The 12558-nt window shown below is 65.4% G+C and carries 14 protein-coding genes, 1 pseudogene and 1 riboswitch; of the genes and pseudogenes, 4 read left to right on the forward strand and 11 right to left on the reverse strand.

Annotation, left to right across the window (positions count from 1 at the left end; translation table 11 throughout):
• Positions 1–241: 241 nt before the first annotated feature.
• The 5 genes and pseudogenes from CAER_RS0108355 to CAER_RS0108380 form a co-directional block, all read right to left on the reverse strand.
• Positions 242–751: pseudogene (locus tag CAER_RS0108355) on the reverse strand (ABC transporter ATP-binding protein); the annotation flags it as partial.
• Positions 748–1797, reverse strand: coding sequence for a FecCD family ABC transporter permease (locus CAER_RS0108360; protein WP_027234922.1), 1050 nt, complete (start codon positions 1795–1797; stop codon positions 748–750). The pseudogene CAER_RS0108355 and the gene CAER_RS0108360, both read right to left, overlap by 4 nt.
• The gene (locus CAER_RS0108365; RefSeq protein ID WP_027234923.1) at positions 1794–2804 is read right to left on the reverse strand and encodes an ABC transporter substrate-binding protein; all 1011 of its coding nucleotides are present in this window, start codon (positions 2802–2804) and stop codon (positions 1794–1796) included. Before CAER_RS0108365 ends, CAER_RS0108360 begins: the two co-directional genes overlap by 4 nt.
• A gap of 146 nt (positions 2805–2950) precedes the next feature.
• Positions 2951–3144, reverse strand: a riboswitch (cobalamin riboswitch).
• 118 nt (positions 3145–3262) lie between these two features.
• Positions 3263–4306, reverse strand: coding sequence for a succinylglutamate desuccinylase/aspartoacylase family protein (locus tag CAER_RS0108375; protein WP_027234924.1), 1044 nt, complete (start codon positions 4304–4306; stop codon positions 3263–3265).
• 4 nt (positions 4307–4310) lie between these two features.
• Positions 4311–4595: a hypothetical protein gene (locus tag CAER_RS0108380; RefSeq protein ID WP_245597336.1), complete on the reverse strand. Its 285-nt coding sequence runs from the start codon at positions 4593–4595 to the stop codon at positions 4311–4313.
• Between the two features lie 341 nt (positions 4596–4936).
• On the opposite strand from CAER_RS0108380, the gene CAER_RS0108390 reads away from it, so the two are divergent.
• The 4 genes from CAER_RS0108390 to CAER_RS0108405 are packed head-to-tail and all read left to right on the forward strand — an operon-like array spanning position 4937 to position 8796.
• Positions 4937–5554: a paraquat-inducible protein A gene (locus CAER_RS0108390; protein ID WP_027234926.1), complete on the forward strand. Its 618-nt coding sequence runs from the start codon at positions 4937–4939 to the stop codon at positions 5552–5554.
• Positions 5521–6156, forward strand: a complete 636-nt coding sequence (locus CAER_RS0108395; RefSeq protein ID WP_027234927.1) for a paraquat-inducible protein A — start codon at positions 5521–5523, stop codon at positions 6154–6156. Before CAER_RS0108390 ends, CAER_RS0108395 begins: the two co-directional genes overlap by 34 nt.
• Positions 6153–8237: an MlaD family protein gene (locus CAER_RS0108400; protein WP_027234928.1), complete on the forward strand. Its 2085-nt coding sequence runs from the start codon at positions 6153–6155 to the stop codon at positions 8235–8237. The genes CAER_RS0108395 and CAER_RS0108400 overlap by 4 nt, the downstream gene beginning before the upstream one ends.
• Before the next feature lie 22 nt (positions 8238–8259).
• Positions 8260–8796: a PqiC family protein gene (locus tag CAER_RS0108405; protein ID WP_245597337.1), complete on the forward strand. Its 537-nt coding sequence runs from the start codon at positions 8260–8262 to the stop codon at positions 8794–8796.
• Between the two features lie 56 nt (positions 8797–8852).
• Here CAER_RS0108405 and CAER_RS0108410 read toward each other — a convergent pair whose 3' ends face one another.
• The 6 genes from CAER_RS0108410 to CAER_RS0108435 form a co-directional block, all read right to left on the reverse strand.
• The gene (locus tag CAER_RS0108410; protein WP_027234930.1) at positions 8853–9482 is read right to left on the reverse strand and encodes a chorismate--pyruvate lyase family protein; all 630 of its coding nucleotides are present in this window, start codon (positions 9480–9482) and stop codon (positions 8853–8855) included.
• A gap of 107 nt (positions 9483–9589) precedes the next feature.
• Complete coding sequence (locus CAER_RS0108415) at positions 9590–9982, reverse strand: response regulator (protein WP_027234931.1); 393 nt, start codon at positions 9980–9982, stop codon at positions 9590–9592.
• Complete coding sequence (locus tag CAER_RS28885) at positions 9975–11108, reverse strand: sensor histidine kinase (protein WP_245597410.1); 1134 nt, start codon at positions 11106–11108, stop codon at positions 9975–9977. Before CAER_RS28885 ends, CAER_RS0108415 begins: the two co-directional genes overlap by 8 nt.
• Before the next feature lie 41 nt (positions 11109–11149).
• Positions 11150–11713: a SpoIIE family protein phosphatase gene (locus CAER_RS0108425; protein WP_161631084.1), complete on the reverse strand. Its 564-nt coding sequence runs from the start codon at positions 11711–11713 to the stop codon at positions 11150–11152.
• 74 nt (positions 11714–11787) lie between these two features.
• Entirely contained in the window at positions 11788–12204 is a 417-nt protein-coding gene (locus CAER_RS0108430; RefSeq protein ID WP_036797176.1) for an anti-sigma regulatory factor, read from the reverse strand.
• Positions 12201–12557 carry an STAS domain-containing protein gene (locus CAER_RS0108435; RefSeq protein ID WP_027234935.1) on the reverse strand — a complete coding sequence of 119 codons (357 nt, stop codon included), beginning with the start codon at positions 12555–12557 and terminating at the stop codon, positions 12201–12203. Before CAER_RS0108435 ends, CAER_RS0108430 begins: the two co-directional genes overlap by 4 nt.
• Position 12558: the final 1 nt, after the last annotated feature.

Consider the following 12558-nt stretch of genomic DNA (forward strand, 5'->3'; position numbering starts at 1 on the left):
GAAAGGACAGATGGGGTGCGCCGCCGTCTGCATCCCGGACCTGCCGGGCCGCGATACCGAACACCTCAGATACTGTTTCCGGCGTCAGCGCCTGCTGCGGCGTGCCTGATGCCACCAGCCGCCCGCCCGACAGCACCGCCACCCGGTCGCAGGTCAGCGCCTGGTTCAGATCGTGCAACGCCACAACGGCAGTCACTTTCAGGTTCCGGACGCACCGCAGGATCGACAGCTGGTGGTGGATGTCCAGATGGTTGGTCGGCTCGTCCAGCAGCAGCAGCCCCGGCTGCTGCGCCAGTGCCCGCGCGATATGCAGCCGCTGCCGCTCGCCGCCGGACAGGGTGGCCCACTCGCGCTTGGCGAAGGCCTCCATTTCCACCGTCCGCAGGGCTTTGTCCACCTGCCGGGTGTCTTCTCCGCTCCACGGCCGCAGCGCCGACAGCCAGGGGGTGCGGCCCAGCTCCACCACTGAGCGTGCGGTGATGCGCTCGGCGGTATCAGCCTGCTGCTCGACAATGGCGATCCGCTGGGCAATCTCGCGGCGCGACAGCCGCGCCAGCGGCTGCTCCGCCAGCAGCACCTTGCCTTGCGAGGGCCGGGCCAGCCCCGCCAGCAGCCGCATCAGCGTCGATTTGCCGGACCCGTTGGGTCCGACCAGCGCCAGCGTCTCACCGGGTTGCGCCGACAGCGACACATCCGACAGCAGCGCCTTGCCGCGCACCGCAAAGGACAGGCTGCGGGCTTCGATCCTCATCGCGCCGTCCTCTGCCCGCGCACCAGGATAATGGCAAAGGCCGGCGCCCCGATCAGTGCGGTGACGACGCCGATGGGCAGCACCTGACCGGGGATGATGACGCGCGAAACGACATCGGCGCCGATCAGAAACACCGCGCCGGTCAAAGCGGCGGCGGGCATCAGACGGCGGTGGCCCGGCCCCACCAGGAACCGCGCCGCATGAGGGATCACCAGGCCGACAAAACCGATGGAGCCGACGATCGATACCATCACCGCTGTCATCAGCGCGGTGGCAAAGATCAGCACCACCTGCACCCGCCGCACCGGGATGCCCAGCGCCGCGGCGGAATCGGTGCCAAAGGTGAAGGCATCCAGCGCCCGGGCGTGAAACCGGCAGACCATCCAGCCCGCCAGCGCCAGCGGCACCGCCAGCCACACATCCGGCCAGCGCACGCCGCTGAGGTTGCCCATCAGCCAGAACATGATGCCGCGCGCCTGATCCGCATTGGCGGATTTGGCGATGATGAAGGCCGTGAGGGCGTTGAACAGCTGCGAGCCGGCAATGCCCGCCAGCACAATCTGCGCCGCTGCGGCCCGGCTGCTGCCCGCCCCGGCGGCCCGCGCCAGGATGGCGACAAAGCCAAACGCCAGAAGCGCCCCGTTGAAGGCGCCGAAGGACAGCGACAGGGCGCCACCGCCGAGGCCGGCAATTGTGACCGCCACCGCCCCGGTCGAGGCGCCGGCGGAAATGCCCAGAATATAAGGGTCCGCCAGCGCATTGCGCAGCAGCGCCTGCAGCACCACGCCTGTCACCGCCAGCGCCGCGCCGCACGCCCCCGCCACCAGCGCCCGCGGCAGCCGGTAGCTCCAGATGATGCCCTGGTCCACCGGGTCCACCGGCAGACCCGCCCCGGCCAGCTTGTTGACCAGAACAGACAGGACAAGGTCAGGCGCAAGCGGGGTTTCCCCGATCATTGCGCCTGCCAGAACCGCCGCAGCCAGCACCGGCAAAGCCAGGCAAGCGCCCCGGAAGCCGTGCCATGCAAGTGCGGCGGCTGCGCTCATGCGCCGTTGCCGATTGCGCTGAGTTCAGCGGCCAGATCCTCCAGCGCAGGGATCGCGCGGATGGTGGCGTCCATGGCCTGGGCATCCATCACCACGATACGGCCGTTCTTCACGGCGTCCATCTGGCTGGCGACCGGATCATTGCGCAGGAATTCCAGCTTCTTCTCGTAGTCGTCGGCGGCAAAGCGGCGGCGGTCCATGCGGGCAATCACGATCACCGTCGGGTTGGCCTTGGCAATGGTTTCCCAGCCGACGGTCGGCCATTCCTCGTCGGTCTCGATGACATTACGCAGGCCAAGCTGCTGCATCATGTAGCCCGGCGCGCCCTTCTGGCCGGCCACGAACGGGTCGCTTTCCAGCTCAGGCGAAGAGAACCAGAACACGGCTGAGGCGTCGGCCAGCGCAACCTCTTTCGCCTTGGCAACAGCCGCGGCCTCGCGGGCCTTGTAGTCAGCGACCAGCTCTGCGCCTTTTTCGGCCTCTCCGAAGATCGCTGCCAGCTCCTCGATGCCCTGATACAGGCTCTCGGTGGTGAACATCTGCGTTCGGGTGCCGTCGCCGCCGGTAGTGTTGTCCTTGCCGACGCAATCGGCGGGCATCACATAGGTGGGGATACCCAGGTCATGGAACTGCTCGCGCTTGGCGACGACACCTTCAGGACCCACGTGCCACTCATACTGGGCCGCCACCAGACCGGGGCGCTTGGCCACCACGCTTTCAAAGCTGGGGTCGTTGTCGGCCAGCCGCTCAACCTTGGCGTTCACGTCGGCGTATTCCGGCAGAACATCGTTGAACCAGACCGAGGTGCCGAGCACCTTGTCCCCCAGCCCCAGCGCATAGAGCACTTCGGTGGCGGCCTGGCCGACGGTCACGGAGGACGCCGCAGGGGCGTCGAAGGTGACGGACTGGCCGCAGTTTTGGATAGTCAGCGGAAAGCTGTCGCCGGCAGCCGCCGCCTGGGCCGCAACGGTGAAGGTAAGGCCGATAAGGCCGGAACGCAGAAACATGTTAGTCGATCTCCATATGTCAATGACCGGAGAACGGGTGAAAGGGCATTGACCGGCAGGGCGGAAGACCTGGGCCCTTCCTCTGCGGCACCTGATAGCGGCGGCGCATCCAGCCGGCAACCTCCCCGGACAACCCCGCCCGGTGTGCTTCGGTTTCTTCACCGGCAGGTCTCCTGACTGGCGGGTCATCGTCTGGGCCGCCTTCCCGGACCGCTGGGGTCCAGTGACGCGATGGCTCAGCACTCGCCGCCTACAGTTGCGGGGGCAGTTCCGTTTGGTGCCCGGCGGGCACCGCGGATTCCCTCTTAGCCCTTGCGGGACCGGTAGGGCGCGCGTAGCGCATCACTTCCGCTGCGGCAAGAAAAACTTGCAGCCGCTGCTGGATTCCCGTGGAAAAGGCGCGGGCTGCTTCGGCATCCGCAGGAACACCTCCCAGCCGCGGAGCACGCCACCGCGGTTTACAGGATCTCATCCTCGTCGAACATCGGATCGTCCTCCAGCTGGGCGCTCAGATCCTCCACCGAGTCCTCTGCCCGCTCGACCGACCCCACCCTGCCCAGGTGGAACACCGCATCGCCTTCATTAACGACGGGCATCACCGCACGGCCGACAATCAGCCCGTCGAAAGGAGCCAGGATCTCCTCGTCCTGCTCGCCGAAGGGGTCGGAAACCGATCCCAGCAGATCGCCTTGCCGGACCAGCTCCCCGTCGTTCTTGTACACCCGCAGAAGCCCGCCCATCGGCGCCCGCAGCCATTTGCTGGAGGCGCAGAACTGCGGCTGCGATTTGGGTTTGGAAATGCCCTTGGCCGGAACCATACCCATGTGCCGCAGCACCCGCAGGATGCCGGCCAGCCCGGCCCGGATCGACAGCTCGTCAAAGCGCAGGCCCTCGCCCGCCTCATAGAGCAGCACATCCTTGCCCATCTCCTTGGCCGCGCCGCGCAAAGAGCCATCGCGCAGCTGCGACTGCATCACGATGGGCGCGCCGAACACCCCGGCGAGTTCCCGGGTGCGCGGGTTATCAGGCGAGATGCGGATCTGCGGGTAATTGGTCCGGTGAACAGCCGCCGAGTGCAGGTCGATCCCCAGGTCCGAGCGGGCGACCACCTCTGTCATGAACAGATGCGCCAGGCGCGAGGCCAGCGAGCCGTGCTCGCTGCCGGGAAACGCCCGGTTCAGGTCGCGCCTGTCCGGCAGATAGCGGGAGTGGTTGATGAAGCCGAAGGCATTGACGATCGGCACCGCGATCAGCGTGCCCTTGAGTGTCGTCAGGTTCGGCGCGCGCAGGAGCCGCCGGACAATCTCCACACCGATCACCTCGTCCCCGTGCACGCCGCCGCTGACGAAAACCGCCGGCCCGTCCTGGCGGCCGTGCACAACATGCGCCGACATGGTGACCGGCGTGTGATCGGACAGAACGCTGACCGGCAGGTCAACCGTCAGCCGCGCGCCCGGCGCCACCTTGGCGTGGCCGATGGTGAAATGCTGCCGCACCCTCATACTGCTACCCTTTGCCCTTGGATCTGGTGACGCCGGACTTGGCGTGTTTTTCAAGGAATTCGACCATCCTGCCAGTGATGTCCAGACTGGTCGCCTTTTCAACCCCTTCCAGGCCGGGGGAAGAATTCACCGCCATCACCACTGCGCCGTAGCTGGCGCGCAGCATATCGACGCCGCAGGCGTTCAACCCCTTGGTTTTGGCGGCGCGGATGGCGGTGGCGCCCGCCTCGCGCTCTTGAGTTGCGGCCCTTGTGCAAGCGTGATTATTTCGCCGCAGGCAAAACTCCACCGGATTGTGCAACTAAACGCCTTTGCCAGCACTGCCTGCACTTTGGCCGGGCGGTATGGGCGCCGATGCGGTGGCGAGGCTTCCGGGCGGTACAGGATCACGCGGAGGCTGCCTCAGGAAATCTTCGGGCGGCGCGGGCTGGATCGGGGCGACGTCACGGCGCTCTCGCGTGTGCGGCTGGAATAAGGGTATGTTCTGATTGATTTGGGCCGCTTTTTCGTGGTTATGAGCGGCAGCGCCTTCGTCAGCCACCGGCGCGCGGGCAAGGAGATGCCGGCGCCCCGGACCGCAGCAGGCTGAACGCTGTGCCGCGGCTGGCCGCCTGACATTACAGGGATAAGATGGATCTTGAACAGCTGATTGCCTGCCCTGCCTGTGACGTGCTGCACCGCAACCAGGACGTGGCCAAGCACACGGTCGCCAGATGCGCCCGCTGCGGCACGGTGCTGGCGGCGCCCAAATCGGGGGCGATGACCCGGATTGCGATGCTGTCGCTGACGGCGCTGATCCTGCTGGCGGCCGCGGCCGGCTTTCCGTTTCTGGAGCTGCAGGCGCAGGGGCTGTCGCACCGGGCGTCGGTGCTGGATGCGGTGCTGGCGTTTTCCAGCGGGCTGATGGCGCCGCTGTCGCTGGCCACCGGCTTTCTGATCGTGCTGCTGCCCGCCGCCCGCTACGGCGCCCTGGTCTATACCCTGGCGCCGATGGCCCTAGGCTGGCACCCTGCCCCGCATGCCGCCGCTGTCTACCGCTGGGCGGAACGGCTGAAACCCTGGGCGATGGCAGAGATTTTCATTATCGGCGTCGCGGTGGCCCTGGTCAAAGTGTCCGGCCTCGCCCGGGTCGGGCTGGGGCCGGCCTTTTGGGCCTTCGCCGCACTCCTGGTGGTGACCATCCTGACCGACAGTTCCATTTGCAGGCTGACCGTATGGAAAACCCTGAAGACCCGCCGCGGTTCCTGACCGCAGCCGAGGCCGGGCTGACCGGCTGCCGCACCTGCGGGGCCGTCAATCAAGGCGGTGCGCGGATCTGTTACAGCTGCCGCAGCGAGCTGACCCCGCCGTCCGCCTACAGCTTGCAGCGGGTCTGGGCCTGGCTGGCGGCGGGGCTGATCGCCTATATCCCCGCCAATATCTACCCGATGCTGCGCACCACCTCGTTTGGCCGCGCCTCCGAGAACACGCTGCTTGGCGGCATCGTGGAGCTGTTCAGCCTAGGTTCCTACGGTGTCGCCTTCATCGTGTTCTTTGCCAGCATCGTGATCCCGCTCGCCAAATTCCTGGCCATCGGCTATCTGGCGGTCTCGGTCCGCAGGCCCGCGGCTCTTGGCAGGCACGGCAGGCTGGTGCTTTATGAGGTTGTCGAATTTATCGGCCGCTGGTCGATGATTGATGTCTTTGTCGTGGCGATCCTGACCGCCCTGGTTCAGCTGGATTTCGCCGCTGCCGTCACTCCGGGAATTGCAGCGGTCAGTTTTGCATTGTCGGTTGCCTTCACCATGCTGGCAGCCCAAAGTTTTGATCCGCGGCTGATCTGGAACGCGGAAAAGCGAGAGTATGAATGAGCACGCCTGAACCCGCCACGATGAAAGTTTCTGCGCAGCGCCCGTCGCCGTGGCGCAATTTGTCCCTAGTCTGGCTGGTGCCGCTGGCGGCGCTGGCGGTGTCGCTGGGTATAGCGTGGCAAGCATATTCCGCCCGGGGCGTTCTGATCCGCATCACTTTCGAGAACGCCTCCGGCATTGTGGCCAATGAAACCACGGTGCGCTACCGCGATGTGGCGATCGGACAGGTTGAGGAGCTCGGCTTTACTGAAGACCTGAGCAAGGTCACTGTCTGGGCCCGCATCGACAAGAAGGTTGCCCCCTATTTGGATCAGGACGCCGCCTTTTGGGTGGTCCGCCCCGAGGTCAGCACGCGCGGCATTTCCGGGCTCAGCACCGTGCTGTCGGGTGTCTATATCGAAGGCACCTGGGACCAGGATCCCGGCGTGGCCGCCACCCGCTTTGAGGGCGAAGACGGGCCGCCTCTGGTGCAGCCGGGCCGGGAGGGCCGGCGGATCACCCTGCGCACTACCGACGGCAGCATGATCTCCGAAGGCGCGCCGGTGCTGTTCCGCGGCGTTGAGGTCGGCCGGCTGGAGCAGCCGCGCCTGACGGTCAGCGGCGACAGTATCGTCGTCGATGCCTTCATCGACGCCCCGCATGACCGCCGCATCAACTCCGCCACCCGGTTCTGGGACACCTCCGGCTTTTCCGTCTCCTTCGGCGCCAGCGGGCTGTCGCTGGACGTTGACAGCATCGCCTCGCTGGTGGCTGGCGGCATCGAATTCGACACCGTTTTCGATGGCGGCAAGCCGGTGGGCAAGGGCACGGTTTTCGACATTCACGAGGACGAGGCCGCCGCCCGCCGCACCGCTTTTGCGCGGTCGCGCTCGGATGGCGTGGCGGTGGCTGTCGCCTTTGACGAGTCGGTCGCTGGGCTTGCCAGCGGTGCCGCGGTCAAGCTGGGCGGTGTCAAAGTCGGCGAGGTCAGCACCCTGAACGCCGCCATCCAGAACCAGAGCGACGAAGCCGAGGTGCGGCTGATTGCCAAACTGCTTCTGCAGCCTGCGCTGATGGGGCTTCCGCCCGGTGCCGGAGAGGTAGAGGTGCTGGATTTCCTGGAGCAAGCGGTCGAAGGCGGGCTGCGGGCGCGGCTGGCCTCCGCCGGGCTGCTGAGTTCGGAACTGATTATTGAACTCGTCACTCTGGAGGAGGCCGCCCCAGCGCAGTTAGACCGCAGCGCAGAGCCCTTCCCCGAACTGCCCAGCGCCCCCTCCGATCTGCCCGATTTCACCGCAACCGCAGAAGGCGCGATGGAGCGCATCAGCGAATTGCCGGTTGAGGAGCTGATGGCGCAGGCCATCGCCACCCTGGCCAGCATCGAAGACCTGGCCGCTGCCGACAGCACCCGCGAGGTTCCCGCCGCTGCGGTGGCGCTGCTGGAAGACACCCGCGCGCTGGTCGCAGATCCCGGTACCCGCGCCCTGCCGGCTGAGCTGACCGCCGCCGTGGCGGACCTGCGCGCCATGCTGACGGAGGTGCAGCAGGGCAATGCGGTGGCCAATCTGAGCGCCGCGCTGGAGCAAGGCAGCCAGGCCGCCGCCAGCCTCGCCGCCGCATCGGATGAGCTTCCTGCCCTGGTCAGCGACTTTCGCGCCCTGGCGGCCAAGGCCAATTCCCTGGAAGCCGAAGAGCTGATCCGCTCCGCCAGCCGGCTGATGAACAGCGCCGATGCGCTGATCGGCACTGAGGAAGCCCGCGATCTGCCCCCTGCCCTGACCGGCGCGCTGGATGAGATGCGCCGCACGCTGGAGGCGCTGCGCCAGGGCGGGCTGGTGGACAATGCCAATGCCACCATGGCCTCTGCCCGCGGCGCCGCCGATGCCGTGGCCGCCGCAGCCGAAGGCCTGCCGGCCCTTTCCGCCCGGCTGGAACGGCTGGTCGCCCAATCAGAGGCGCTGATTGCCTCCTATGGCGCCCGCTCCAGCTTCAACTCCGAGACGCTGGACGCCCTGCGCGAGGTCAAGACAGCCGCCCGCGCCGTCTCGCAATTGGCCCGCAAGATTGAACGCGACCCGAATTCTCTGCTGTTTGGACAATAAGATGATTAAATCCCTGACTTTGATGGCTCCCCTTGCCCTGCTTGCGGCCTGCGGCCCCTCCAATGAGGCCCGCTACCTGATTTCCGCAGCACCGGGTGAAAAAGTGGCAAACCTGCGCTCCCGCACCATCGAAGTGCGGCTGGTCTCCCTGCCCTCCTACGCCGCCGCCTCCGAGATCGTTGCAGAGGGCGAAGGCGGCGCGCTGTTTGCCCTAGGCGGGGCGCAATGGGCCGATGATCCGGCCCGCGGCATGACCGCGGCCCTGGCCCGCGGACTGAACGAGCGCACTGGCGCCTCTGCCGCGATGGAGCCCTGGCCGCTGAACACCGGCCCGGACGTGCGGCTGGATGTGCGGGTCGATCAGGCCTATGCGCGTGCCGACGGGGTGTTCGAGCTGACCGGCCAGTTTGCGGTCTCCTCGCCCGAAGGCACCGTGCGCGAATTTGTCAGACCTTTCGACATTCAAGCGCCTGCCAGCGGCACCGGGCCATCCGCTGCCGCTGACGCTCTCTCCCGCGCGCTGGCGGAACTTGCGCGGCAGGTGTCCCAGTCCATGTAAAGGCAAGCCGGGCTGATGGGCGTGCCTGCTGCAGGTGCGGCAAACCCGCTGTCCCATCAGGCGCTCTGCGCGTCCGGCCCGGCCAGCGGCAGCCCTTGCAGCATGCCCGATCGGTAGGTCTCGGTGATCAGCATGCAGGAGGTGTTTTCAATCTCCAGGACATAACTCCTTGCCGCCTCCGGGTCGGGCACGCCGCAGCGCTGCCAGAGCCGGGACAGAACCCCGTCCGGGCACGGCACCGGTCTTTTGCGGGTCAGCTTGATATCGAAGATGTACCCAATTGGCGACAGCCCCTGTTCCAGATGCCGCTGCACCTCCGGATCGAGCTGCTCCAGCGCGACATAGGTCAGGTTATCCATCATCACCTCGCCCCGGTGCGACATGCACACCTGGCGTTCGATAAAGGACGTGCCAGGCAAATGCGCCCTGACTCCCTCCAGAACATCCGCGGTGACCTTCTGGTGCAGCACGTCCAGCTGCACCGGCCCGTCAGCCAGAGTTTCGCAAATCAGCGTGGCTGAGCCGTCCTGCACCAGCAGCATCTTTTTCCAGACCGCCGCCCATTTCGCAAAAGGGCTGCCAGCGGCGAGGCCATCGTCAAACCGCTTGCGCAGCAGCGGCGCTTGCGCTCCTTCCGGCCGGCCGGGCGGCGTGCCCGTGCTGTGATGCTGACTGCCGGTGCTCATGTGCTGTCACTTTCTCTATCGGACCAGGCGACAGGAATAGCAGCACCGGCGCCGTGGTCAAACGGCTAACCGCCGCTTGCGGCGGAGGCTTCTCACCCCTGGCCAATTCAGTGCAATAGCGACGCCGCTTCGGCCAATTGCTCTGGCGACAGAGGCTTGCAAAGGAACTTCTTGATCAATGGGAACTTGGCCGCGCGGTCCAGATCCGCCGGATTGACCGTGGTGCTGACAATCACAACCACAGGCACCGGGTCCAGAGCCTGGATCTGGCTGGCGTATCTTTCAAGAAATTCGAAACCGCTGATGGGCGGCATATTGATGTCCAGAAGTATGAGTTCCGGCGGCCGCCCGCCGTCGCTGATGAATTGCATCGCAGCCAGTGGCCCGTCGAACAGCTCGAACTTGTCGAACACCTGCGACCGGCTGATGATGCGTTCTGCGAACTTCCGGTCCATTCTGTCATCATCTATGACGTAAACCACTTTGTCGCGGCTATCCATCCTGCATCTCCTCCAAATTCAGGTCGACGCTGAAAGCCGCGCCTTTCCCGGATTCCGAAATCACCCGAAGCTCTGTGCCGTGGGTTTCGGCCACCCGTTTGCACAGGGCCAGTCCGATACCCGAGCCGGGGCATTGGTCATAGCGGTGCAGACGCTTGAACAGCTCAAAAATCCTCTCCTGCATGTCTTCAGGAATGCCGGGACCGTTGTCGGACACCGAGAGCCGAACCTTGCCCGCCGTACCGGCTGGAGCACACTCAACCCTGACCTGCGCCTTTTGCCCGCTGCTGCCGTAGGTCAGCGCGTTCGACAGCAGGTTGGTCAGTAATACCCGTATCTGGAACGGGCTGCCCATGACCACGGGCAAGGCCCCCACACGGATTTCGGCCTGCGAACCGGCCGCCAGGGAATCCATGTCTTTGAGAACCTGCCGCACCAGCATCTGCAGATCCACCCGTTCCGGGGTGAACTGATGGCCGACAATTTTCGAGTAATCCAGCACGTCGTCCACAAGCTGGCGCATTCGCGCGGCAGTGCCGATCAGATCACTGATGAGCTCCCGTGCTTCGGGCTTTAAGTCCGCCTGATAATCCTCAAGCAGGACCTCCAGAAAACAATAGAGCGTGTTGATCGGCGTCTTGAGATCATGGGACAGCGCATAAGTGAAATTGGACTGTTCCTGATTGGCCTGCACCAGCTGCCGGTTCTTGCCTTCCAGCTCTTCCGCGCGAAGGCGGATCTCTGTTGTCCGCGTCCGGACCTCCCGGTCCAGTTCGTCCCGCTGACGGGCCAGCTCAAAGGTAATGTCACGCAATTCCTGCTCAACACGGCGGCGTTCTGCGATTTCCTTTCTCAGGCTGGCCATGCCGCTGACGTAACCGCGCAGCGCCATGTCATAAACTGCCACGCCCTCAAGAAAGAAGTCCTCCGCCCGCTCAAGGAATGCGCCGGAAGCACCCGTCGGCAGCAGGCTGTTGCGCAGCCCGGCGAAATGCAACAGTCCGAAATCCGGCAACGGCACGTTTGCTTCCAGGGCAAGACGCGCTGTTTCATACGCCTCCCCCAACTGCTCTGGATCTCCGCTTTCGATATAGGCGGCCAAGGCTGTCTGGTAACGTTCAGCCACCAGCGTCAAAGTCTCTTTGGCCGGGTGCCGGTCAACACCGGTCATGGGTGCCTCCGCTGATGGGAGACAGCCAGGACCGTGCGGTCATCATGGTCTTTTCCGAAAGTCGCGAGACAGGAGGCCACCCACTCCTGCGGCGGCATGCCGGCCGTCGGGAGGGCGTCGCGGAAGCGCCGCGAAACCCCGTCCGAGGCAAGGATCAGGGCATGGTCTGGCGGGAACGGCTGGGTTTGGGACAATACACCGGGGAAATGCACCCCCAGGGTCCCGCCCTTTTGCAGGATCGGAACGGTGTCTTCACCCCCCGGCAGGAGGGCGCAGAGGACCCCCTCCACATCCCCGAGTGCAGCCCATTCAACGGCCGCCCTGTCAGGGTCGATCAGCGCCACAGCAAGTGCCGCGCCGCGCGTGCCCCGTATGCGGTCATGCGCAGCTTCGAACAGCTCTGCAATATCACCGACGGAGACCGTCGCAAGTGCTTCCAGGCAGGCATTTGCTGCGTCCTGAGCCCCCGGACCGCTGCCGACACCATCCGCCAAAGCCACCATCAGCCTGTTGCCGGCACGCCGCAGCAAGTAGCCGTCGCCGCACACAGAGCCTGCCATCTTTGAAGCCTGTGCCGCGGCCCAATCTATCCGGGAGCCGCCAGTTTCAAAGTCGATGCTGCCGCTGTCTGCACTTAACGCCATTTCACCACCGTCACGACAAGACCCCGGCCAGGATCTGAGCTGATATCGAACTGATCGACGATCCGCCGCGTTCCCGGCAGCCCGAGGCCCAGGCTGTTGCCGGTAGAGTAGCCGTCCTGCAAAGCCAGTTCGACGTCAGCCAGGCCCGGCCCCCGGTCGCGGGCCGTGACCTTTATACCGGTCTTTGTTCCGCCCCTGGCAGTGCAAAGCTCCACTTCTCCTTCTTGCGCATAGTTCACGATGTTCCGGGCCAGTTCCGAGACAGCGGTTGCAATCAAAGCCTGGTCCGGCCTGCTGAAGTCCAGCTCGGCAGCGAGGCGGCGTGCCAGCTGGCGGGCCGCCACGACATCGCTGTCGCAGGATACCGGCTGCAGCAGTACAGCGGGGTCCGCTGCGGGCGCGTTCATGGACCGTCTCGCAGAATGGCGATACCGTGATCCAGGTTCAGGGCTGTGGGAACATTTTCCAGCTTGAGGCCCAAAAGCACCATTGCCATTGCGATTTCAGGCCGGATGCCCACTATCGCGATCTTTGCGCCGCGCAGGGCGACCGAAGCCGCGATATCGCTCAGCATCCTGGTGCCGTAGCTGTCGATGACATCCAGCAGGCTGACATCCAGGATCACCTTGGAAGCCGCCAGGCGGGTAACCTCAAGCAGGATCTGATTTTGCATTTCCTGGATGTCGCTGTCGGACAGCTCCTCCTGCACCGCTGCGATCAGCAGGTCGCCCTGGCTTATAATGGGGACACGCCGGACCACT

It is taken from the genome of Leisingera caerulea DSM 24564, assembly GCF_000473325.1.
GTDB lineage: Bacteria > Pseudomonadota > Alphaproteobacteria > Rhodobacterales > Rhodobacteraceae > Leisingera > Leisingera caerulea.

Coding starts and splice junctions, on each gene's coding strand:
- CAER_RS0108360 (WP_027234922.1), bottom strand. CDS start 1,797: ATGAGCGCAGCCGCCGCACTTGCATGGCACGGCTTCCGGGGCGCTTGC.
- CAER_RS0108365 (WP_027234923.1), bottom strand. CDS start 2,804: ATGTTTCTGCGTTCCGGCCTTATCGGCCTTACCTTCACCGTTGCGGCC.
- CAER_RS0108375 (WP_027234924.1), bottom strand. CDS start 4,306: ATGAGGGTGCGGCAGCATTTCACCATCGGCCACGCCAAGGTGGCGCCG.
- CAER_RS0108390 (WP_027234926.1), top strand. CDS start 4,937: ATGGATCTTGAACAGCTGATTGCCTGCCCTGCCTGTGACGTGCTGCAC.
- CAER_RS0108395 (WP_027234927.1), top strand. CDS start 5,521: ATGGAAAACCCTGAAGACCCGCCGCGGTTCCTGACCGCAGCCGAGGCC.
- CAER_RS0108400 (WP_027234928.1), top strand. CDS start 6,153: ATGAGCACGCCTGAACCCGCCACGATGAAAGTTTCTGCGCAGCGCCCG.
- CAER_RS0108405 (WP_245597337.1), top strand. CDS start 8,260: ATGGCTCCCCTTGCCCTGCTTGCGGCCTGCGGCCCCTCCAATGAGGCC.
- CAER_RS0108410 (WP_027234930.1), bottom strand. CDS start 9,482: ATGAGCACCGGCAGTCAGCATCACAGCACGGGCACGCCGCCCGGCCGG.
- CAER_RS0108415 (WP_027234931.1), bottom strand. CDS start 9,982: ATGGATAGCCGCGACAAAGTGGTTTACGTCATAGATGATGACAGAATG.
- CAER_RS0108425 (WP_161631084.1), bottom strand. CDS start 11,713: ATGGCAGGCTCTGTGTGCGGCGACGGCTACTTGCTGCGGCGTGCCGGC.
- CAER_RS0108430 (WP_036797176.1), bottom strand. CDS start 12,204: ATGAACGCGCCCGCAGCGGACCCCGCTGTACTGCTGCAGCCGGTATCC.